We start from the raw sequence: 20,151 nt of genomic DNA, 5'->3' as shown, positions 1-20,151 counted from the left end.
ACGACAGTCCCCACGACGACCGCCATGACCACTCCCGACGCCCCCTCCCGCTACCTGGTGCGCGCCGCGCAGGTACCCGGCTACCAGCCCGCCAACCACCACCACACCGTGAACCAGCGCCTCATCGGCCCCGAGACGGTGGGTGCGCGCCAGATGGAAGTGCTGCTCGGCACGCTGCACAAGGGCGGCGGCGCGCTGCCGCACGCGCACCCGGGTATCGAGCAGGCCTGCTACCTGCTGGAAGGCACGGCCCGCGCCGAGGTGGAGGGCGAGGCCTTCGACATGGTGCCGGGCGACATGTGCTTTTTCCCGGCCGACCGCATGCACGTGTTCACCGTGACCAGCGACACCCCCGTCAAGCTGCTGGTGATCTACAGCCCGCCCTACGGCGAATCGCCCGACAAGGTGATCCGCCCGGCCGCGAAAGGCGCATGATGGACTTCGCCCTCTCGCCGGATCAGGAGCAGATCCGCCATGCCATCGAGCGCGTCTGCGCACCGTTCGATGCCGACTACTGGCTCGCGAAGGACCGCGAAGGCGGCTTTCCGCACGACTTCCACCAGGCACTCGCCGATGCCGGCTGGCTGGGCATCGCCATGCCCGAAGCCTATGGCGGCGCCGGCCTGGGCATCAGCGAGGCTGCGCTGATGATGCACACCATCTCGGCCACCGGCGCGGGCCTGTCGGGTGCGTCGGCCGTGCACATGAACATCTTCGGGCTGCACCCGGTGGTGGTATTCGGCACCGAAGAGCAGAAGGCGCGCTGGCTGCCGCCGCTGATCCAGGGCCGCGACAAGGCCTGCTTCGGCGTGACCGAGCCCAATACGGGCCTGAACACACTCAAGCTCAAGACCCGCGCCGTGCGGCAGGGCGACCACTACGTGGTGCACGGCCAGAAGGTCTGGATCAGCACCGCGCAGGTGGCCAGCAAGATCCTGCTGCTGGCGCGCACCACGCCGGTGGAGGAATGCAGCGGCACCGAGGGCCTGAGCCTCTTCTACACCGACCTGGACCGCAGCACGGTGGAAGTGCGCGAGATCGAGAAGCTCGGCCGCAAGTGCGTGGACTCCAACCAGGTGTTCATCGACGGCCTGCGCATCCCCGTGGAAGACCGCGTGGGCGAGGAAGGCAAGGGCTTCCAGTACATCCTGCACGGCCTCAACCCCGAGCGCATCCTGATCGCCAGCGAGGCCGTGGGCCTGGGCCGTGCAGCCCTGGCGCGCGCGGCCGGCTACGCGCAGGAGCGCGAGGTGTTCGGCCGCCCCATCGGGCAGAACCAGGGCATCCAGCATCCGCTGGCGCAGTCGTGGATGGAGCTGGAGGCCGCGCACCTCATGGTGCAGAAGGCCGCCTGGCTCTACGACCGGCACCAGCCCTGCGGCGCCGAGGCCAACGCCGCCAAATACCTCTCGGCCGAGGCCTGCTACCACGCCTGCGAGCGCGCCATCCTCACCCATGGCGGCATGGGCTACGCCAAGGAATACCACGTGGAGCGCTACCTGCGCGAATCGTGGATCCCGCGCCTCGCGCCCGTGAGCCCGCAACTGATCCTGTGCTTCATCGCCGAGAAGGTCCTGGGCCTGCCGAAGTCGTATTGACATCCCCTGATACGGGTTTGCCTTCAATCGGATAACTAGGCGGGAAGCCGAAGACAGTGCTATGGCACGGCGAGGCGAACCAACGACTTTATACGGTTGAAGGCGAATCCGTATGAGCGCCTGCGCCGCTTCCGCGCACCGGATCGCCGGGCCCGCGGCGGCTGGCATGATGCCCCGCATGAAACTGCACCTGCTGCGCTACTTCACCGTGCTGGCCGAAGAGCTGCATTTCGGCCGCGCGGCGGAGCGGCTGGCCATCACGCAGCCGCCGCTCAGCTCGGGCATCAAGGCGCTGGAGGACGAGCTGGGCGTGAAGCTCTTCGACCGCAGCAGCAAGCACGTGGCGCTCACGCCCGCGGGCGCGGCCTACCTCGCGGAGGCGCGCGTGGTGCTGGACCGCGTGGCGCGGGCGGGCGACACGGCGCGGGCCGTCGCCGCCGGCCGGCGCGGCCGGCTGGACATCGGCTTCACCGGCTCCATGGTCTATCGTGACATGCCAGCCATCGTGCGGGCCTTCGGCGAGCGAGCGCCGGGCATCGAGGTGCACCTGCGCGAGATGTCCTCGGGCGAGCAGACCGAAGCATTGCTGCACCGGCAACTGCATGCCGGCTTCATCAACGCCAGCGTGGTGCCCGCGCCCCTGCGCTGCCTGCCGCTGGCGCACGACCACTTCGTGGCCTGCCTGCCCCAGGGGCACGCCCTGGCCGGCACGGCGCCGGTGGACCTGCACGCCCTGGCCGGGGAAACCTTCGTGATGTTCGCGCGCGACGTGGCGCCGGCCAACCACGACAACGTCATCGCCCTCTTCCACCGCGCCGGCATCCATCCGCACACGCGCCACGCCGCGCGCCAGTGGCTGACGGTGGTGGCGCTGGTCGCCATGCGCATGGGCGTGGCACTGGTGCCGGCCTCGATGGCGCAGGCCGCCGTGCAGGGCGTGCGCTTCATGCCCATCGCCCACCTGGAGCACCCCACGGTGGGGGTGCTGGCCTGGCATGAAGAGGGCACGAATCCGGCGCTGCAGGCGTTTCTGGACGTGGCATCCGCCGCTTCGCAGCAGCACCGTCCGGCCTCCGAGGGTTCCTGACAGACGGCGTCCCCTCCCACCCAAATGCCAGCCATGAAAATCGCACCCTTCATCGCTTTCGCCGCTGTCGCCGCTGTCGCCGCTGTCGCCGCTGTCGCCTTCAGCGTGCCGGTACTCGCGCAACCCAAGCCCGCGAACCAGATCACCCAGAAAGACATGCAGGCAGCGATGGAGCGCCAGATGCATGTGACCGATGCGGCCACCGTCGCCAACTGCGCATCGCTGCACCCGGACCTTGCCAGGAAGATCGACAAGAACTGGCAGGCCAATCTGGCATCGCTGCCGCCCCAGGTGACCGAATACCGCAAGAGTCCGGCGTTTGCCTCCGCCGTGGCAGACGCCCGGCGCGACCAGATGCAGGAAGCCAGGAAACCCGAAGGCCAGAAGAGCATGGCGGCCCTGTGCAAAGCCATGGCGGAATAAAGGGCAAGGGACAGAACCGGCACGGACAGGCCGGGTTGCGGAGCGCACTTTCTACAATGGAGGCTTATGCAACCGCTCCACTACACCCGCGCCCGGCAACTGCCTGGCATCCTGGCCGAACGCATCGCCATCCTCGACGGCGCCATGGGCACCATGATCCAGCGCTTCAAGCTGGGCGAGGCCCAGTACCGCGGCGAGGGCTACAGCGGCCCCGACGGCGCGGGCGAGCGGTTCAAGGATTTCCCGCGGGACGTGAAAGGCAACAACGAGCTGCTGTCGCTCACGCGGCCCGACGTGATCCGCGACATCCACGAGCGCTACCTGGCCGCAGGCGCCGACCTGATCGAAACCAACACCTTCGGCGCCACCACGATCGCGCAGGAGGACTACCACATGGCCGACCTGGCGCGCGAGATGAACCTCGCCTCGGCCCGGCTGGCGCGCGCCGCCTGCGACAAATATTCCACGCCCGACAAGCCGCGTTTCGTGGCCGGTGCGCTCGGGCCCACGCCCAAGACTGCGAGCATCAGCCCGGACGTGAACGACCCCGGCGCACGCAACGTCGATTTCGAGCAACTACGTGCCGCGTATTACGAGCAGACCCAGGCGCTGGTCGAGGGAGGGGCCGACGTGCTGCTGGTGGAAACCATCTTCGACACGCTCAACGCCAAGGCCGCGCTCTTCGCCATCGACGAATACTTCGAGGCGAGCGGCGAGCGCCTGCCGCTCATCATCAGCGGCACCGTCACCGATGCCTCCGGCCGCATCCTCTCGGGCCAGACCGTGACGGCCTTCTGGCACAGCGTGCGCCACGCCCGGCCGCTGGCCATCGGCCTGAACTGCGCCCTGGGTGCCACGCTGATGCGCCCCTACATCCAGGAACTGAACCGGGTGGCGGAAGACACCTTCATCAGTTGCTACCCCAACGCCGGCCTGCCCAACCCCATGAGCGACACCGGCTTCGACGAGACGCCCGAGGTCACCAGCCGCCTGGTGCACGAGTTCGCCGCCGAGGGCCTGGTGAACATCGTGGGCGGCTGCTGCGGCACCACGCCGGACCACATCGCCGCCATCGGCCGCGCCGTGGCTCCGGTGCCCACGCGCAAGCTGTTCTACCCCGAAGCGGCCTGATCCCGCCCGGACCGGCCCGGCTCCGGGGCGGACGGATGGGCTGCTCTCCTACCGCCGGCTCATCCGTGGCACCGTAGGATGCGCACGTCTCCCACCCGCGGATCCCCCGTGCGCTCCCTGCGTATCCAACTCACCCTCTTCTGGACCCTGCTGCTGGGCGCTTGCGCCCTGGTGGCGGTCGTTCTCACGGTGCTCTACCAGTCGGGCTCGGGCGCGCAGGTGGCCGCCGGGCGCACCCGCGTGGCCCAGGCCTGCGCCGACGTCGCCGCACGCTACGCCCAGTCCGTGCCCGACGTGGCGGCCGACGCCCCGCGCGAGGACCTGCTGCGGGTGCTGCTGCACATGGTGCTGCTGGAGGCGCCGCGCGTCGAAGGCGGCGTCTGGAGCGCCGCCGGCGGCATGCTGGCCTATGCCTACCCCACCTACGAGGGCAGCGGCGTGAAGAGCGACGTGCCCTCCGCCGAGGAGCCGCTCATCGTGGAAATGGCGCGGCAGTCCAGCGCCGGGCGCCAGCCGCTGGTGAACCTGGTGCGCGGCAGCCGCGAGGTGCTCATCGTGGCGGCCTGCCCGCTGTCCGCGCATCCGGACACGGCCGTCTGGACCATGACCCGCGTGCATGCCGGCGCCATCGCCGCGCAGGACAGCCTGCGCGCGGGCATCGCCATCCTGGCCCTGCTGGTGGTGGTGTCGGGCGCCTGGCTCGGGTGGATGCTGCAGCGCGGCCTGCGGCAGGTGCAGCGCATGGAGGACGCCCTGGCGCAGGCCGGGGGCGACACCGTCCCCGTGCTGGAGCGCACCGGCATCCGGGAACTCGACCGCATCGTGGATGGCTTCAACAGCTTCGGCACCCGGCTGCAGGAAGCGCGCGAGCGCCTGCGCGAAGCGCTCGCCCAGCAGCACCGCGACATGCGCCTCACGGCCCTGGGCCGCATGACGGCCTCTGTGGCGCACGAAATCCGCAACCCCATCGCCGCCATGCGGCTGAAGGCCGACAACGCCCTGGCGGCGCCTCCCGCCCGCCATGCCGACGCCCTGGCCGCCATCGGCACGCAGATCGACCGGCTGGAAGGCCTGGTGCAGAGCCTGCTGACCCTGGTGCAGCCCCTGCAGCTCGAACCCCACCCGGTGGACCTGCCCGCCTGGCTGCAGGAGCGGCTGGACACCGCCCGGGCCGCGGCCGAGGCCCGGGGCGTGCGCCTGTCGCTGCGCGGCGATGCGCCGGCCACGGCCGTCTTCGACCCCGTGCACGCGGCACGCGCCATCGACAACCTGCTGGACAACGCCGTGCGCCATGCGCCGCAGGGGGGCGAGGCCGTGCTCTCGGCCCAGGTGGATGCCGCCCGTTCCCTGTGCGTGATCGCCGTGGAGGACGACGGCCCGGGCGTGCCCGAAGCATTGCGCGCCCAGCTCTTCGAGCCCTTCGCCACCGGCCGCACCGACGGCAACGGCCTGGGCCTGGCCCTGGCGCGCGAGGTGGCGCTGGCGCACGGGGGAGACCTGCACTACGCGCCGCGCGAAGGCGGCGGCGCCCGCTTCCTCCTGGAGCTGCCATGGCACGCATCCTAGCCGTCGATGACGACGCGGCCTTCCGCGAATCGCTGGTCGAAACCCTGCAGGGCCTGGGGCACGAGGTGCACGAGGCCGCGAGCGGCGACGAAGCGCTGCAGCAGGCCGGACGCCACCGCTACGCCGCCATCTTCCTGGACCACCGCATGCCCGGCATGGACGGGCTGGAAACCCTGGCCGCGCTCGCTGCCCGCGTGCCCGAGTTGCCCCCGGTGGTGGTGCTCACCGCCTACGCCAGCGGCTCCGGCACCATCGAGGCGATGCGCCTCGGCGCCTTCGACCACCTGACCAAGCCGGTGGGCCGCGCCGCGGTGATCGAGGTGCTGGAGCGCGCCCTGCGCTCCCGCGCCGAAGCGGATGCCACCCCACCCATCCCGGCGGCGCAGTCCGGCGCGGACGAGGCGGACGGCGAGCTCATCGGCGTGAGCGAGGCCATGCGCGAAGTCCACAAGCGCATCGGCCTGGCCGCCGCGAGCGAGGCACCGGTGCTGGTGCAGGGCGAGACCGGCACGGGCAAGGAGCTGGTGGCGCGCGCGCTGCACCGGCACTCGGCCCGCAGCGCCGGCCCGTTCGTGGCGCTCAATTGCGCGGCCATCCCGAAGGAACTGCTGGAAAGCGAGCTTTTCGGCCACGTGAAAGGCGCCTTCACCGGCGCCGCCACCGACCGGCCCGGGTGCTTTCGCGCGGCCGATGGCGGCGTGCTGCTGCTCGACGAGATCGGCGACATGGCGCCGGACGTGCAGGCCAAGCTGCTGCGCGCGCTGCAGGAAGGCGAGGTCACGCCCCTGGGCAGCCACCGGCCGGTGAAAGTGGATGTGCGCGTGGTGGCCGCCACGCACCGCGACCTGGCCGCCGCCGTGCGCGAGGGGCGCTTCCGCGAGGACCTGCGCTACCGGCTCGACGTGCTGCAGATCGCCCTGCCCCCGCTGCGCGAGCGGCTGGCCGACATCGTGCCGCTGGCCGAGCATTTTCTGCGCCGCGCCGCGGCACCGCAGCCTGCCAAGCGCCTGGCGCCTGATGCCGCGCGTGCCCTGCTCGCCCATGGCTGGCCGGGCAACGTGCGCGAACTGCGCAACGCCATGGAGCGCGTGCAGGCCCTGCAGCGCGGCCCCGTGGTGGGCGCGGCCGACCTCGACCTGGGCCCCTCCACGGGCTCGGCGGCAATGGCGGGCTCCGCCAGCGGCGACCTGCCCCAGGACTGGCTCGAAATTCCGTTGCCCGAGGCCGTGGAGCGGCTGGAGCGGCTGTTGATCGCCCATGCGCTCGAGCAGGCCCGCGGCAACCGCTCGCTCGCCGCCCGGCGCCTGGGCATCCACCGGCAGCTGCTCTACAGCAAGCTGGCCCAGTACGGCATGGAATGAGACGGATGGAGGCACCGGCGATGTCGCGAATCCGGACAAGGTGTCGTCCCGCCATGCACGCGGCGGCCCGCAGAATTCATGCAAGTCGTTGATTCATAAGGCATTCCATGCTGGCACGTCTCTTGAGATACCAGGACTCCACCACCAGAAGGAGTTCTGCCATGCGACTGAATACCCTGACCCGCGCCGGCCTCGCCGCCCTCCTGCTCGCCTGTGCCGGAGCACAGGCCCAGCCCGCCCCCCCGGCCCCCGGCGCCGTTCCGCCGCCCCCCGTGGCAGGCCAGCCACCCGGCCCGATCGGCCAGCCGGCCGCCGTGGAGCAGGCCTCGCACAGCGGCGCCGTTCAGCGCTGGCTGCTCAACCCCAACGGCGAAGCCGACGGCCTGCTGCTGCAGGACGGAACGCAGGTGACCTTCCCGCCGCACCTGTCCGACACGCTGACCGCCTGGCTGCAGCCCGGCGCCGCGGTGGACGTGGCCGGCTGGCACCACAGCGGCGTGCCCGTGCTGCGCGCCACCGCGATCCGCTCGCAGGGCCGCACCGTCGAGGACACGCCTCCCGCGCCGGGCCAGACGCCCCCGCCTCCCCCGCAGCGCCAGGCCCTCGCCGAGCTGCAGACCGACGGCCGCGTGGCCGCCGTGCTGCTCAACACCCGTGGCGACGCCCACGGCCTGCTGCTCGACAACGGCGTGATCGTCCGCTTCCCGCCGCACGTGGCCGCGTCCATCGGCAACCTGCTGCAGACCGGCGCCACCGTCTCGGCCCGCGGCTGGGGCACGCGCAACACGCTGGGCACGGCGCTGGAAGCCACGCAGCTCGGCTCCTCCGCCAGCACGCTGCAGGAAGTGTTCCGCGGCCCGGCCGGCGGCCCGCCGCGCATGCCCTGATCCCTCTCTTTTTCACCCACAGGAAACCCGTATGACCCAACCCCATGAAACCGTGGAAGTCTGGTCCCTCGAGGGCCGCTTCCAGCACCTGCTCCACAGCCCTCGCGGCGAGGTGGAAGGCGTGCTCATCGACGTGGACGGCGTCCCCGCGCAGTTCACCTTCGGCAAGCATGACGAGCGCGCCGTGCGTGCCGCCGAAGACCTGAAGCCCGGCCAGGCCATCGTGCTCGAGGGCAGCGTGGCCGCGCCCCCGCGGCACGGCGAGGCTGCGCACGAGGTCTATGTCTTCGAGCGGCTGGTGTCGATCGACGGCGAGCCCGCCGCGCCCGAAGAGGCCGTGCGCCGCGCCGAAGGCCGCGTGGCGCGCATCCACCACGCCCGCCACGGCGAGCCCAACGGCGTGGTGCTGGACACCGGCGACTTCATCCACCTGCGCCCCGAAGGCTATGCGGCGCTGCAGCTGCAGCCCGGCGACGCGGTCGATGCCACCGGTCCCGCCCGGCCGCTGCGCGGCGCGCAGGGCCATGTGATCGAGGCCCGCACCGTCAACGGCAAGCCCCTTCCCGCCCAACCCCGCCACGGGTGACACCATGACCACCGCCGCGCACCCCGCCATCGCAGACACCGCCCCTTCCCCGCTGTTCGGAGGCCCGGCCCCCCAGGAAAAACGGTCTGCCGGCGGGAACGCGCCGGTGGCCGCCGGGGCCTCCCTCACGGCCCTGGCCTGGATGGCGTTCTTCATGGCGGACGTGCGCGACGGGCTCGGTCCGTTCCTCGCCACCTACCTGCAGACCCAGCGCATCGACCAGACCATGATCGGCATCGTGATGTCGGCCGGCGGGCTGGCCGGCATGCTGGCCACGCCCCTGGCCGGCGCCTGGGCGGACCGCATCCACGCCAAGCGGATGCTGGTCGCCATCGCCGCGCTGGCCATCCTGGCCGCGAGCGCGATCGCCTTCGGCACGCGGTCGCCGGCCATGCTGGTGCTGTCGCAGGTGCTCACCGGCGTGGCCGGCGCGCTGCTGGCCGCCGGGCTCGCGGCCCTGACGCTGGGCCTGGCACGCAGCCAGGGCCTGCGCCACCAGACCGGCCGCAACGAGGCCTACAGCCATGCCGGCAACATCGTTTCCGCGCTGGGCGCGGCGGCCTTCGCACACTGGCTCGGTGCGCCCTGGATGCTGGTCGTCATGACGGCCATGGCCGTGGGCGCGCTGGCCTGCCTGATGGCCATCCGCGACCGCGACATCGACCATGTGGCGGCCCGCGGCGGCGAGCCGGCCCCGGAGGCCGCGCGCATGGACACGGCACAGGCGGCCCCGGCCGCCGCATCCGCCGGCGCCACGGCCGCCCCCGAAGGCTGGCGCGCCTTCCTGTCGCACCGCGCGCTCTGGCTGTTCGGGCTGGCCTGCGCGCTCTTCCACCTGGGCAACGCGGCCATGCTGCCGCTGCTCAACCAGCGGCTGGCGGCCACGGTGCCCGATTCCGCTCCGTTGCTGTGGACCGGCATCGCCATCGTCGTCGCGCAGCTCACCATGGTGCCGGTGGCGCTGTGGGTGTCGCGCAGCCGCCGCCTCGACCTGCAGGTGTTCATCTACATCGCCATCCTCGCGCTGCCCGTGCGCGGCATCCTGGCCTGGGCGATTCCCGATGCCTGGGCCAACATTCCCGTGCAGATCCTCGACGGCGTCGCGGCCGGCGCCCTGGGCGTGGCCACCCCCCTGATGGTGGAGCGCTACGTGCGCGGCAGCGGCCGCTACAACACCGCCCTCGGGCTGGTCATGACCCTGCAGGGCGTCGGTGCCTCGCTGAGCCCGGCCATCGCCAACAGCGTGGTGGGCGCGCAGGGCCGGTTCGGCCTCGCCTTCGCGCTGCTGGCGGGTTGCGCCGTCCTCGCGCTGCCCGTGTTCTGGCTGGCGCAGCGGCAGGCCGCCCTGCACCCGGTACCGGCCACCGCCTAGCGGCGGCGGGCACGGGCCTGCAGCGGCCCCTTACTGCAGAGCAGCGCCATAATGGCCGCGTTGCCCACGGCCACGGGCAATGCGAGGTCCGCATGCCCTTCCTGTTCCGATCGATGCGCCGCTGCTCCCTGCCCATGCCACCGGGTGCGCTGCTGGCGGCCCTGCTGGCCGCGGGCCCGGCCGGTGCCGCCGCGCCCCTGCCCCAGCCCGACACGCAGGTGCTGCACCTGTCCATCGATGGCCGCGAGGTGGACATGGCGACCCAGGTCTTCCGCCCGGACGGGCCGGGCCCCTTCCCCCTGGTGATCTTCTCGCACGGCCGCTCGGCCGATCCCGCCGTGCGCGCCGCCCTGCAATATCCCGTTCCCCTGGGCCACGTGGCCTACTGGCTGCGCCAGGGCGTGGCCGTGGTCGCACCGGTCCGGCCCGGCTATGGCGCCACGGGGGGCCCGGACCGCGAGAATTCCGGTGCCCGCTGGCCGGCCGGCGGCACCGGCTGCACGGGCCTGCCCGACTATGCCCAGGTGGCGGGGCACGCCGCGGCCGCCGTCCAGGCCGTCCACGGCTGGGCCCTGCAGCAACCCTGGGTGCGGCGCGACCGCATCCTGCTCGAAGGACAGTCGGTGGGCGGCATGGCCACCATCGCCGCGGCGGCGGGCCGCCTGCCCGGCGTGGTCGGCGCGGTCAATTTCTCCGGCGGCGCGGGGGGCAAGCCCGACACGGCCCCGGGCCACAGCTGCCGGCCCGACGTGCTCACCGGGCTCTACCGCCAGCTGGGCACGCAGGTGCGCGTGCCCACCCTGTGGCTGTATGCCCAGAACGACCAGTACTGGGGCCCGGACATGCCCCGCCAGTGGTTCGGCGCCTTCCGCGAAGGCGGCGACGATGCGCAGTTCATCGCGGCGCCCGCGCTGGAGGGAGCGGACGGCCACAACCTGCTGCGGGTGGGCGGGCGCTACTGGCGCGATCCGCTGAATGCCTTCATCGCCAGGGTGGACCTGCTGGCACCCTGAGGCCGGCCTTCCTCACGCCCCGTCGATTTGCAGGTACACCTTGCCCTGCTCGATCCGCACGGGGTAGGTGCGCAGGCCCTGCGTGAGCGGCGCGCACAGCGCGCTGCCGTCGCGCACGTCGAAGCGGCCCTGGTGCAGCGGGCATTCGATCTCGTGCCCCTCCAGGAAGCCGTCGCACAGCCGCGCATTACCGTGGGTGCAGAGGTTGTCGGTGGCGAACACCTCGCCTTCCACGGAATAGAGCGCCACGTCGCGCCCGGCGACGGTCACGCCCACCACGTCGTCCTGGGGCACGTCGTCCAGTGCGGCGGCCTCGGTCCATGCGGTATCGATGGCGGTCATGGAATGTCTCCTCAGATGGGGTAGATGATGGAATTCAGGATCATTTCGCTGTCGTAGATGCATTCCTTGCGGGCGAAGCGCAGCCCCTGGGGCGTGCGCACCACCATGTCGAGGTAGCGGCCCACGTTGAACACCGTGGAGGGCTCCGACAGCTTGGTGCGGAACACGGCGTAGTTCGCCTCGCATTCCCAGCGGCCCTCGCCGGCCGTACGCACGCGGGGCGTGCCGATCACATGGCGCTGGTAGTAGGGGTCGTGGAACAGCGTCTCGCGGATGCCATAGACCCGGTCCTTCAGCATGCCCTGGCTGTCGAACGAGAGCGTGGCCAGCGGCAGGCCGCGCTCGTGGTTCTCGCGCGGCTGCAGGCGGTACACGCAGTCTTCCGTGAAAAAGCCCGGCCAGCGGTCCCAGTCGGCGGCGTCCAGCGCCGCGGCGTAGTCGGCATAGAGCTGCTGCAGCGCGAACCAGTCGGCGAAGTCGATGGCGGGCGTGACGGTGGTCGCGGTGGTGGTGATCGTGCGCATGGCTTCAGTCCTCCTTCTCCATCACGCCGCGCCAGTATTCGTACATGCCGCGGATCAGCGTCTCGGTCACCATGTGGTCGGTGTCGCCCACGTCGTGGCCGCCCAGCTCCACCAGCGCGCGGTGGAAGGGCTTCTGCTCGAAGCCCTGCTGCGAGAACTCGATCACCTCGCCGTCGTCGGCCGAGACGAAGCCCGCCGGGCCGAACAGGTTGGACTGGCGCAGGCGGCGTTCGGTCATCTCGTCGGTGTCGTCCTCGTAGCCGAAATGCGTCCACACGAAATCGAAGGCGTCGTGGCCCACGGGCTGGATGTGGCGCGTGGAGACGCTGTTGACCTGCTGCTGCAGGATCACGCTCGGGAACAGCGTGGTCATCACCGCCGTGGGGCCGCCCCACCAGGGCTCGGGCACGATGTCGAGAAAGCGCGGGTCTTCCAGCTGCATGCCGGCCTTGAAGCTGGAGACGTTGGACACGTCCGACTGCTTCTTGGCCTCGCCGCGCGTGGACACCATGGCCGCATGGCGGTGGCGCGCGTCCATCTTCAATTCCGACTTGTTGTCCGCGCGCCAGAGGCCGAAGGTGACGAACCAGGTGTGCAGCAGCCCGGGGTGGTACGGGTCCTTGATGTTCTCCTGCATCAGCTTCCAGTTGCCCGGAATGCGCTGGCGGCTGTAGCCGAGGATCTTCAGCTTGCGGCCATTGAACATGCGGTCGAAGTAGCCCAGTATGACCGGGCCCATGAAGTCCTCGAGCGACTCCACATCCTGGTCGAACGAGGCGAACACGACGCCGCCGCGCACGGCCACCTTGAGCCGCGTGAGGCTGTGCTCCTCGAGCTTGAAATCCGCCGGCATGCCGCCGTGCACCTTGCCGTCCTGCTTCACCCCGCGCCGGAAAGGCACGCCCTGCAGCGCCCCATCGAGCCTGTAGTTCCACTGGTGGTAGGGGCAGACGAACTCCTTGCGGTTGCCGTGCCGCTCGCGGCAAAAGCGCATGCCGCGGTGCGCGCAGACGTTCTCCACCACGTGCAGCTGCATGTCCTCGCCGCGCGTGAGGATCACCGAGCGCTCGCCGATCGCCGTGCGCTTGAAGTCGCCGGGGTTGGGCACCTCGGCCTCCAGGCCCACGTAGCACCAGTGGCCGCGGTAGAAAAACCGCTCCAGCTCGCGGCGGTAAATATCTTCGCTGGTGTAGGCCGCGAACGGCACGCGGTGGGTGCCGGGGCCCTCCCAGACGGGCTGCAATGGGAAGACGGGGTGGGGCGTACTCATGTCGTTGTCTCCTTGGGATGTGTGTCAGGGCGTACTGGCGTAGAAAGCATCCGCATAGAGGTGCTCGGGAGAGATGCCGCGCTGGCGCGCCAGCAGCGATACCGCCTCCACCATCGGCGGCGATCCGCACAGGTACGCACGCCAGCCTTCCAGCGAAGGCCAGTCCTGCGCGATCGCATCGGTGACCAGCCCCGTGCGCTGCCCCGGCGCCGCATCGGCCGCGGCCACCACGGCATGCACCTGCAACTGCGGATGGCGGCGCTGCAGGTCAGCCAGCCACTGCAGGCCATAGACATCGCGCGCGGACCGCGCACCGGCATAGACGTGGATGGGATTGGGCATGCCGGCTTCCAGCGCGCCGCGCACGATGGAGAGGATCGGCGCCAGCCCCGTCCCGCCCGCCACGCAGAGCATCGGGCCTTCGTACTTGCGGCGCAGGTAGGCCGAGCCCAGCGGCCCGCTCACGCGCACCGCATCGCCCACCGCCAGCACGCTGGCGACGTGGGTGGACACCAGCCCGCCTTCGACCAGCCGCACATGGAATTCGAGTTCATCGTCGTGCGGCAGCCCGGCCATCGAATAAGGCCGCACCAGGCCCGGGCCGAACTGCAATTGCGCGTACTGCCCCGGCGAGAAATCCAGCGGCTTGGCCGGCTTCAGAAGCAGGCGGCGGATATCGTGCGTGAGCGTTTCCACCGCCGTCACCGTGGCCTTGAGCGTGCGGGAGGTGTGCACCACCACCTCGTCGGGCTCGGGAATCTCGATGGTGCAGGACTCGCTCAGCACCGTCTGGCAGGCCATCACGTACTGCGCCTCGCCATCGCAGCCCAGCGGCGGCATGCGCAGCGCCTGGCCGGAATCCAGCACCTCGCCCGCGATCACCTTGCAGCGGCAGGTGCCGCAACGCCCGGCCATGCAGCTGTACGACACGGGGATCTGGTGCGCGCGCAGCACTTCCAGCAGATTGGCGCCGGGCGCCACGGGCAGCACGCGGCCCAGCGGCTCGATATGCAACTCCATCGGGGACTGTCTCCAGGGTTTCGTTATGGCCCCGATCATTCCCGCGATTCATTCATCAGCCAATAGAATGGCATGAATACAGAGCATCACCCTGATGAATAAAGGTTGGCGATGGAACTGGAAGACATCGACCTGAACCTGCTCGTGGTCTTCCAGCAGCTGCTGGTCACGCGCAAGGTGTCGCAGGCCGCGGAGAACCTGGGCCTCACGCAGCCGGCCGTAAGCAACGCCCTTGCGCGGCTGCGGCGCCTGCTGGGCGACGAGCTGTTCCTGCGCACGGCCCACGGCATGCAGCCCACGCCCTACGCCGACCAGCTCGCCGAATCGGTGTCGTACGCGCTGGCGATGATCCACGGCGCCCTGAACCACAAGCTGGGGTTCGACCCGGCCAGCAGCCGGCGCGTGTTCAAGGTGGGCATGACGGACATCGGCGAGATCTACTTCCTGCCGCGCCTGCTGGAGCGCCTGGCCCAGGTGGCGCCGGGCGTGCGCCTGACCACCGTGCGCAATTCAGCGACGGATCTGAAGGACGCCATGGAAGCCGGCAAGGTGGACCTCGCCGTGGGCCTGCTGCCGCAGCTCAAAGCCGGCTTCTTCCAGCGCCGGCTGTTCCGCCAGCCCTACGTGTGCCTCTTCCGCCAGGGCCACCCGCTGCACAGGCGCCGCCGCATCGGGCTGGAGGATTTCGCGAAGGCGCAGCACGTGGTGGTCGTCTCCGAAGGCACGGGCCACGGCAAGGTGGACGAACTGCTCGAGCGCATGGGCGTGGCCCGCGACGTGCGCCTCACCGTGCCACACTTCGTCGCCATCGGCCACATCCTGCAGGCCACGCAGATGGTCGCCACCGTGCCCGAGAAGATGGCCCAGAGCATGGCCGAGCCCTTCGGGCTGGCCTATGCGCCCCACCCCGCCAAATTGCCGCAGGTGGCGATCAACCTGTTCTGGCACACGAAGTACCACCGGGATCCGGGGAACCAGTGGTTGCGGGGGGTGGTGGTGGAGATGTTCGCGGAAGGGGACTGAGCGGGGACTGAATGCCCGGGCAGGCCGGTGCCCGCCAGCCTTTCTTTCGATGCTACGGATGCAGCGGCTCCGACTGCCGCAATCGCATCGACACCGAGAACCGCTCGGCGGGATGGACCGACACCGAGATTTCGAAGGCCACGCCGTCGGCGTCGAGATAGTGCCGGATCACCTTGAGCACCACGGCGCCCGGGTCGAGTTGCAGTTTCTCTGCCAACGTGCCGGTGACGGTCGCCGCATGGATTTCCTGCCGGATCTCGGCGATGGACCGGCCGTAGCGTGATTCGATCAGCGCGCAGATCAGCGTACCGGGCTCCTGGCGCACCATCGTGCCGACCGCCTCATAGGCAGGGTCCACATAGACATCGGTCCAGCCTACCGGAAGGCCACCGGCCTCCAGCCGGAGGCTGGAAATGCGCAGCCAGCGCGAGCCCGGCGCGCAGCCCAGTTCGCGCGCCTTTCCCGCCCCCAGCTCCACCTCGCCCACCGACTGCACCTGGCGAATGTGGGTCGCGCTGAACTGCACCAGGTCGTCCACCGACGCCAGCGTCGGACGAAAGCCCGATCGCGCCTGCGCCGACTCCACCCGGGTGCCGACATTCTTGCGCCGCGAGACCAGCCCCTGCGCCTGCAGTTCGGCCAGCGCCGCCCGGATGGTGTGGCGGCTGGTCCCGTAATGGGCACACAGCTCGAGTTCGGTGGGCAGCAGGCTGCCCACCGCGAAATGGCCGGTGGTGATGGACTCGGTCAGGTGGCGGGCGATGTCCGTGTAGTGAGGCCTCTTCATGCCCCTCGATTATCCCCGACAGGGTAATCCCTGAGCCTCCAATATGTCCGAACATATAAAGTCTTTATGTCCGAACATATGAATGAATGGCCTGCCCGATGCACCCGTCCGATCCGTCCGCCACGCTCTTTCCCGCCGCCAGCACGGTGGTCGATTCCATCCTGTTCCGCGACGCCTTCGGAACCGCCGCGATGCGCGGGTTGTTTTCCGACCGCGCGCTGGTGCAGCGCTATATCGATGCGGAGATCGCGCTGGCCCGCGCCGAGGCCCGCTGCGGCGTGATACCGGTCGAGGCGGCCGAGGCGATCGCCCGGCAGTCGCGCCTGGACCGCATCGACTTCGACCACATGCGGGAAGAAACCGACATCGTCGGCTATCCCATCCTGCCCCTGGTCCACCAGCTCGCGCAGATGTGCGGCGAGGCCGGCCGCTACGTGCACTGGGGCGCGACCACCCAGGACATCATGGACACGGCCGTGGCGCTGCAGGTGCGTGACGCGCTCGACGCCATCGATGCCGATGTCCGCGCGTTGCGCGCCATCCTGGCCGGCCTCGCGAAGAAGCACCGCGACACGCCCATGGCCGGCCGCACGCACCTGCAGCAGGCGCTTCCGGTGACCTTCGGCTACAAGGCAGCGATCTGGCTGGCGATGTTCGACCGCCACCAGCAGCGCATCGCCGAGCTGCGGCCGCGGGTCGCGGTGGTCGAGTTCGCCGGCGCGGCCGGCACGCTGGCATCGCTGGGCGGCAAGGGCCTGGAAGTGCAGGCCGCCATGGCGGAGGAGCTGGGCCTGGGCATCCCCGCCACCACCTGGCATGTGGCGCGCGACGGTTTCGCGGAAGCAGTGAACCTGCTCGCGCTCGTCACCGGATCGCTCGGCAAGATCGCGCTGGACATCATGATCATGGCCAGCACCGAGTTCGCCGAGGTGTACGAGCCCTTCGTCAAGGGCCGCGGCGCCAGCAGCACCATGCCGCAGAAGCGCAACCCGATCTCCAGCGAACTGATGCTGGCGGCCTCCAAGGCGGTGCGCCAGCACGCGGGCCTGATGGTCGACGCCATGGTGCAGGATTTCGAGCGCGCCACGGGGCCATGGCATGCGGAGTGGATCGCCATCCCCGAGAGCTTCATCCTCACCGCCGGTGCCCTGCACCAGGCGAAATTCGCGCTCGGCGGCCTGATCGTCGACGAGGACCGGATGCGGCACAACCTGGGCCTGAGCCGCGGCCTGATCGTGGCCGAGGCCGTGATGATGGGCCTGGCGCCCGCGCTAGGCCGCCAGCACGCGCACGACGTGGTCTACGACGCCTGCCGCACCGTCAACGAGCGCGGCGGCACGCTGGCCGAGGCGCTCGCCGCGCTGCCTGCAGTCACGCAGTACCTCGACCGGGCCGCCATCGACCGCCTGACCGATCCCGCGAACTATCTCGGCCTCGCGCCGCAGATGGTCGACCGCGCCCTCGCGCTGTCGGCGCGCATCGCATGACGGCCGCGCGCACCGCCGACCACCCCGTTCGCCGATTCCAGAATTACTCACACCCGGAGACTCCCATGGCCCTGCTGCGCCGCACCGTCCTCGCATTCGCCCTCACGGCCGCCTTCGCCGCCGCCCACGCCCAGGGCTATCCCTCGCGCCCCATCACGTGGGTCGTGCCTTTCGCCGCGGGCGGCCCGACCGACGCCATGGCGCGCGACGTGGCGGACAACGTCTCCCGGCAGCTGGGCCAGACCATCCTGATCGAGAACGCGGCCGGTGCCGGCGGCACCATCGGCGCGACCAGGGTGGCGCGCGCCGCGCCCGATGGATACACCATGCTGGTGGGCCACATGGGCTACATGGGCGCGGCACCGGCCCTCTACAAGAAGCTCGCCTACGACCCGGTCAAGGATTTCGAACCCGTGCTCCGCTTCCCGGACACGCCGCTGGTGCTGCTCGTCGGCAAGAATTCGCCCTACCGCAGCGCGGAGGAGCTGATCGCCTTCGGCAAGAAGAACCCGGGCGCGCTGAACTTCGGCAACGCCGGTGTCGGCTCCACCTCGCACCTGGTGGCGGCCCTGTTCGCCAGCCGGGCGGGCATCGAGATCACCTCGGTGTCGTACAAAGGGGCCGCCCCCGCCATGACCGACCTGATCGCCGGCCAGCTCGACGCGATGTTCGACCAGACCAACACGGCGCTGCCGCAGCTCGCCGGCGGCCGCATTCAGGCCATCGGCCTGACCTCCGACAAGGAAATGCCCCAATTCCCCGGCGTGCCGGCACTCGGCCAGAAGGTCATACCCGGCTTCGAGACGGCCACCTGGTATGGGATCTACGCGCCACGGGGCACGCCCGCGGACGTGGTGCAGAAGGTCTACCAGGCCTACGCCAAGGCGATGGAGAGCGCCGCCTGGAAGAAGAAGATGACCGACCAGGGCATCCGCCTGCTGCCCGAGGCGCAATACGCCCCCGAAGCCTTCCGCAAATACACCGCCGCCGAGGTGCAGACCTGGCGCAAGGTCGCGGCGGACGCGAAAATCTCGCTGGACTGAGCGGCGGCGCAAGACAGCCCACGCACCCCCACCATGCCATCCATCGCACAGGAAGACCTCGAAGACGGCATCGCCGATGCGCTGCAGTACGTCAGCTGCTTCCACCCGCCGGATTTCGTGCAGGCCCTGCGCACGGCCTGGGAGTGCGAGACGCATCCGCCGGCCCGCGACGCGCTGCTGCAATTGCTCGTCAACAGCCGCCTGGCCGCGCAGGGACGGCGGCCGGTCTGCCAGGACACGGGGCTCGCCCAGGTGTTCCTGCGCATCGGCGTGGGCGCGCGCTTCCATCGGCGCGACGGCGGCGCGCTGCGCACGCCCCAGGCCATCGCCGACTCCGCCACCCGGTGCGCCTATACCGACGCGGCCAACCCATTGCGCGCCACGGTGGTCTCCGACCCGCTGGGCGCACGCCGCAACACGCGCGACAACACGCCGGCGGTGGTGCATTGCGACATCGTGGAAGGCGACACGGTCGAGGTCCTGGTCGCGGCCAAGGGCGGCGGCGGGGACCTCAAGGCCCGCTTCGCGACGCTGCTGCCCGGCGACAGCATCGCCGACTGGGTGATCCGCGAATTGCCGGGCATGGGCGCCGGCTGGTGCCCGCCGGGCACGCTCGGCATCGGGATCGGCGGCACGCCCGAGCAGGCGATGCTGCTGGCCAAGCAGAGCCTGTTCGCGCCGATCGACATCTGCGCGCTGCAGTCACGTGGCGCCGCCACGCCGGAGGAAGCCCTGCGGCTGGAAGTGCATGCCCGCGCCAACGCGCTGGGCATCGGTGCCCAGGGCCTGGGCGGGCTGGCCACGGTGCTGGACGTCAAGGTGGCCACCGTACCCGCGCACGCCGCGGCGCTGCCGGTGGCGCTGGTGCCCAATTGCGCCGCCACCCGCTGGCTGCGCTTCACGCTGGACGGCCGTGGACCTTTGCGGCTGCAACCACCACCGGCCTCGCTATGGGATGGCATTCCGGACCGCTTCGAGAGCGGGGGCGCGCTGCGTGTCGACCTCGACACGCTGGATCGCGATCAGGTGGCGGGCTGGCGCGTCGGCCAGACGCTGCTGCTGTCGGGCCGGCTGCTCACCGCGCGCGATGCAGCCCACCGCCGCCTGGTGGCGATGCTCGATGCCGGCCAGCCGCTGCCGGTCGACCTGCGCGACCGCGTCGTCTACTACGTGGGCCCGGTCGATGCGGTGCCCGGGGAAGCCGTGGGACCGGCGGGACCGACCACCGCCACGCGCATGGACGCATTCGTCGAGCCGTTGCTGGCCCGCACGGGGCTGCTGGCCATGATCGGCAAGGCCGAGCGCGGCACCGCAGCCGTGGATGCCATCCGTCGCCACGGCTCGGCATCGCTGATCGCCGTGGGCGGCGCCGCGTACCTGCTCTCCCGAGCCGTGGTCGGGGCACGGGTACTGGCGTTCGAGGATCTGGGCATGGAGGCGATCCACGAATTCGTGCTGGAGGACTTTCCCGTCACCGTGGCCGTCGATGGGACAGGCGCGTCGATACACCAGACCTGGATGATGGCTTCCGCCTGAGCCACCGGCGGCCCCCACGGCATGCACCTGCGGGGATGTCCGCCGCCCTGGACGAGAAGATGGCCTTCCATTCCACGACGGCGCGATAGACATTA

20 protein-coding genes are annotated in these 20,151 nt (G+C 70.6%); 15 read left to right on the top strand and 5 right to left on the bottom strand.

Annotated features, from left to right (window positions below; genetic code table 11):
- Positions 1 to 24: 24 nt before the first annotated feature.
- The 11 genes from ACGHC0_RS01155 (at position 25) to ACGHC0_RS01105 (ending at position 11,024) form a co-directional block, all read left to right on the top strand.
- Complete coding sequence (locus ACGHC0_RS01155; RefSeq protein ID WP_368353648.1) at positions 25 to 435, top strand: cupin domain-containing protein; 411 nt, start codon at positions 25 to 27, stop codon at positions 433 to 435.
- Positions 435 to 1,598 carry an acyl-CoA dehydrogenase family protein gene (locus ACGHC0_RS01150; RefSeq protein ID WP_415268375.1) on the top strand — a complete coding sequence of 388 codons (1,164 nt, stop codon included), beginning with the start codon at positions 435 to 437 and terminating at the stop codon, positions 1,596 to 1,598. The genes ACGHC0_RS01155 and ACGHC0_RS01150 overlap by 1 nt, the downstream gene beginning before the upstream one ends.
- 178 nt (positions 1,599 to 1,776) lie before the next feature.
- The gene (locus tag ACGHC0_RS01145; protein ID WP_415267198.1) at positions 1,777 to 2,685 is read left to right on the top strand and encodes a LysR substrate-binding domain-containing protein; all 909 of its coding nucleotides are present in this window, start codon (positions 1,777 to 1,779) and stop codon (positions 2,683 to 2,685) included.
- Between the two features lie 33 nt (positions 2,686 to 2,718).
- Complete coding sequence (locus tag ACGHC0_RS01140; protein ID WP_415267197.1) at positions 2,719 to 3,108, top strand: hypothetical protein; 390 nt, start codon at positions 2,719 to 2,721, stop codon at positions 3,106 to 3,108.
- Positions 3,109 to 3,174: 66 nt separating this feature from the next.
- Entirely contained in the window at positions 3,175 to 4,239 is a 1,065-nt protein-coding gene (locus ACGHC0_RS01135; protein ID WP_368353645.1) for a homocysteine S-methyltransferase family protein, read from the top strand.
- A gap of 78 nt (positions 4,240 to 4,317) precedes the next feature.
- Complete coding sequence (locus ACGHC0_RS01130) at positions 4,318 to 5,805, top strand: sensor histidine kinase (protein ID WP_368353644.1); 1,488 nt, start codon at positions 4,318 to 4,320, stop codon at positions 5,803 to 5,805.
- Positions 5,790 to 7,166: a sigma-54-dependent transcriptional regulator gene (locus tag ACGHC0_RS01125; RefSeq protein WP_415267196.1), complete on the top strand. Its 1,377-nt coding sequence runs from the start codon at positions 5,790 to 5,792 to the stop codon at positions 7,164 to 7,166. The genes ACGHC0_RS01130 and ACGHC0_RS01125 overlap by 16 nt, the downstream gene beginning before the upstream one ends.
- 161 nt (positions 7,167 to 7,327) lie before the next feature.
- On the top strand, positions 7,328 to 8,053 hold the full coding sequence (locus tag ACGHC0_RS01120) for a hypothetical protein (protein ID WP_415267195.1): 726 nt from the start codon (positions 7,328 to 7,330) through the stop codon (positions 8,051 to 8,053).
- A 31-nt stretch (positions 8,054 to 8,084) separates the two neighbouring features.
- Positions 8,085 to 8,639: a hypothetical protein gene (locus tag ACGHC0_RS01115; RefSeq protein ID WP_415267194.1), complete on the top strand. Its 555-nt coding sequence runs from the start codon at positions 8,085 to 8,087 to the stop codon at positions 8,637 to 8,639.
- Between the two features lie 4 nt (positions 8,640 to 8,643).
- Positions 8,644 to 10,011 carry an MFS transporter gene (locus ACGHC0_RS01110; protein ID WP_368353640.1) on the top strand — a complete coding sequence of 456 codons (1,368 nt, stop codon included), beginning with the start codon at positions 8,644 to 8,646 and terminating at the stop codon, positions 10,009 to 10,011.
- A 92-nt stretch (positions 10,012 to 10,103) separates the two neighbouring features.
- A complete protein-coding gene (locus ACGHC0_RS01105; RefSeq protein WP_415267193.1) occupies positions 10,104 to 11,024 on the top strand; it encodes a dienelactone hydrolase family protein in 921 nt (306 codons plus the stop codon).
- A gap of 12 nt (positions 11,025 to 11,036) precedes the next feature.
- On the opposite strand, the gene ACGHC0_RS01100 is transcribed toward ACGHC0_RS01105, so the two are convergent.
- From ACGHC0_RS01100 to ACGHC0_RS01085, 4 genes are read right to left on the bottom strand one after another with little or no spacing between them, the layout of a single operon-like run.
- Positions 11,037 to 11,366, bottom strand: coding sequence for a non-heme iron oxygenase ferredoxin subunit (locus ACGHC0_RS01100; RefSeq protein ID WP_415267192.1), 330 nt, complete (start codon positions 11,364 to 11,366; stop codon positions 11,037 to 11,039).
- 11 nt (positions 11,367 to 11,377) lie between these two features.
- Positions 11,378 to 11,890, bottom strand: a complete 513-nt coding sequence (locus ACGHC0_RS01095; RefSeq protein ID WP_415267191.1) for an aromatic-ring-hydroxylating dioxygenase subunit beta — start codon at positions 11,888 to 11,890, stop codon at positions 11,378 to 11,380.
- A gap of 4 nt (positions 11,891 to 11,894) precedes the next feature.
- Entirely contained in the window at positions 11,895 to 13,160 is a 1,266-nt protein-coding gene (locus tag ACGHC0_RS01090; protein ID WP_415267190.1) for an aromatic ring-hydroxylating dioxygenase subunit alpha, read from the bottom strand.
- 24 nt (positions 13,161 to 13,184) lie between these two features.
- On the bottom strand, positions 13,185 to 14,180 hold the full coding sequence (locus tag ACGHC0_RS01085) for a 2Fe-2S iron-sulfur cluster-binding protein (protein WP_415267189.1): 996 nt from the start codon (positions 14,178 to 14,180) through the stop codon (positions 13,185 to 13,187).
- A 111-nt stretch (positions 14,181 to 14,291) separates the two neighbouring features.
- Here ACGHC0_RS01085 and ACGHC0_RS01080 point away from each other — a divergent pair, with 111 nt between their 5' ends.
- Positions 14,292 to 15,203, top strand: coding sequence for a LysR family transcriptional regulator (locus tag ACGHC0_RS01080; protein WP_415267188.1), 912 nt, complete (start codon positions 14,292 to 14,294; stop codon positions 15,201 to 15,203).
- Between the two features lie 52 nt (positions 15,204 to 15,255).
- Here the strand turns inward: ACGHC0_RS01080 and ACGHC0_RS01075 are convergent, their stop codons facing one another.
- Complete coding sequence (locus tag ACGHC0_RS01075) at positions 15,256 to 15,990, bottom strand: GntR family transcriptional regulator (RefSeq protein WP_415267187.1); 735 nt, start codon at positions 15,988 to 15,990, stop codon at positions 15,256 to 15,258.
- Positions 15,991 to 16,088: 98 nt separating this feature from the next.
- On the opposite strand from ACGHC0_RS01075, the gene ACGHC0_RS01070 reads away from it, so the two are divergent.
- The 3 genes from ACGHC0_RS01070 (at position 16,089) to ACGHC0_RS01060 (ending at position 20,056) form a co-directional block, all read left to right on the top strand.
- Positions 16,089 to 17,477: a class-II fumarase/aspartase family protein gene (locus ACGHC0_RS01070; RefSeq protein ID WP_415267186.1), complete on the top strand. Its 1,389-nt coding sequence runs from the start codon at positions 16,089 to 16,091 to the stop codon at positions 17,475 to 17,477.
- 65 nt (positions 17,478 to 17,542) lie between these two features.
- The gene (locus ACGHC0_RS01065) at positions 17,543 to 18,520 is read left to right on the top strand and encodes a tripartite tricarboxylate transporter substrate-binding protein (protein ID WP_415267185.1); all 978 of its coding nucleotides are present in this window, start codon (positions 17,543 to 17,545) and stop codon (positions 18,518 to 18,520) included.
- 33 nt (positions 18,521 to 18,553) lie between these two features.
- Positions 18,554 to 20,056 (top strand): fumarate hydratase, encoded by a 1,503-nt coding sequence (locus tag ACGHC0_RS01060; protein WP_415267184.1) that lies wholly within the window; start codon positions 18,554 to 18,556, stop codon positions 20,054 to 20,056.
- Positions 20,057 to 20,151 lie beyond the last annotated feature (95 nt).

The organism is Acidovorax sacchari, from assembly GCF_042847045.1.
In the GTDB taxonomy this organism is placed as follows: domain Bacteria; phylum Pseudomonadota; class Gammaproteobacteria; order Burkholderiales; family Burkholderiaceae_C; genus Paracidovorax; species Paracidovorax sacchari.
The sequence above is the reverse complement of the archived record's forward strand: the minus strand, read 5'-3'. Positions and strand labels throughout refer to the sequence as shown.

What these genes read in the sequence shown, in the direction of transcription:
- ACGHC0_RS01155 (WP_368353648.1), top strand. Translation starts at nt 25, where the DNA reads ATGACCACTCCCGACGCCCCCTCCCGCTACCTGGTGCGCGCCGCGCAG.
- ACGHC0_RS01150 (WP_415268375.1), top strand. Translation starts at nt 435, where the DNA reads ATGGACTTCGCCCTCTCGCCGGATCAGGAGCAGATCCGCCATGCCATC.
- ACGHC0_RS01145 (WP_415267198.1), top strand. Translation starts at nt 1,777, where the DNA reads ATGAAACTGCACCTGCTGCGCTACTTCACCGTGCTGGCCGAAGAGCTG.
- ACGHC0_RS01140 (WP_415267197.1), top strand. Translation starts at nt 2,719, where the DNA reads ATGAAAATCGCACCCTTCATCGCTTTCGCCGCTGTCGCCGCTGTCGCC.
- ACGHC0_RS01135 (WP_368353645.1), top strand. Translation starts at nt 3,175, where the DNA reads ATGCAACCGCTCCACTACACCCGCGCCCGGCAACTGCCTGGCATCCTG.
- ACGHC0_RS01130 (WP_368353644.1), top strand. Translation starts at nt 4,318, where the DNA reads ATGCGCACGTCTCCCACCCGCGGATCCCCCGTGCGCTCCCTGCGTATC.
- ACGHC0_RS01125 (WP_415267196.1), top strand. Translation starts at nt 5,790, where the DNA reads ATGGCACGCATCCTAGCCGTCGATGACGACGCGGCCTTCCGCGAATCG.
- ACGHC0_RS01120 (WP_415267195.1), top strand. Translation starts at nt 7,328, where the DNA reads ATGCGACTGAATACCCTGACCCGCGCCGGCCTCGCCGCCCTCCTGCTC.
- ACGHC0_RS01115 (WP_415267194.1), top strand. Translation starts at nt 8,085, where the DNA reads ATGACCCAACCCCATGAAACCGTGGAAGTCTGGTCCCTCGAGGGCCGC.
- ACGHC0_RS01110 (WP_368353640.1), top strand. Translation starts at nt 8,644, where the DNA reads ATGACCACCGCCGCGCACCCCGCCATCGCAGACACCGCCCCTTCCCCG.
- ACGHC0_RS01105 (WP_415267193.1), top strand. Translation starts at nt 10,104, where the DNA reads ATGCCCTTCCTGTTCCGATCGATGCGCCGCTGCTCCCTGCCCATGCCA.
- ACGHC0_RS01100 (WP_415267192.1), bottom strand. Translation starts at nt 11,366, where the DNA reads ATGACCGCCATCGATACCGCATGGACCGAGGCCGCCGCACTGGACGAC.
- ACGHC0_RS01095 (WP_415267191.1), bottom strand. Translation starts at nt 11,890, where the DNA reads ATGCGCACGATCACCACCACCGCGACCACCGTCACGCCCGCCATCGAC.
- ACGHC0_RS01090 (WP_415267190.1), bottom strand. Translation starts at nt 13,160, where the DNA reads ATGAGTACGCCCCACCCCGTCTTCCCATTGCAGCCCGTCTGGGAGGGC.
- ACGHC0_RS01085 (WP_415267189.1), bottom strand. Translation starts at nt 14,180, where the DNA reads ATGGAGTTGCATATCGAGCCGCTGGGCCGCGTGCTGCCCGTGGCGCCC.
- ACGHC0_RS01080 (WP_415267188.1), top strand. Translation starts at nt 14,292, where the DNA reads ATGGAACTGGAAGACATCGACCTGAACCTGCTCGTGGTCTTCCAGCAG.
- ACGHC0_RS01075 (WP_415267187.1), bottom strand. Translation starts at nt 15,990, where the DNA reads ATGAAGAGGCCTCACTACACGGACATCGCCCGCCACCTGACCGAGTCC.
- ACGHC0_RS01070 (WP_415267186.1), top strand. Translation starts at nt 16,089, where the DNA reads ATGCACCCGTCCGATCCGTCCGCCACGCTCTTTCCCGCCGCCAGCACG.
- ACGHC0_RS01065 (WP_415267185.1), top strand. Translation starts at nt 17,543, where the DNA reads ATGGCCCTGCTGCGCCGCACCGTCCTCGCATTCGCCCTCACGGCCGCC.
- ACGHC0_RS01060 (WP_415267184.1), top strand. Translation starts at nt 18,554, where the DNA reads ATGCCATCCATCGCACAGGAAGACCTCGAAGACGGCATCGCCGATGCG.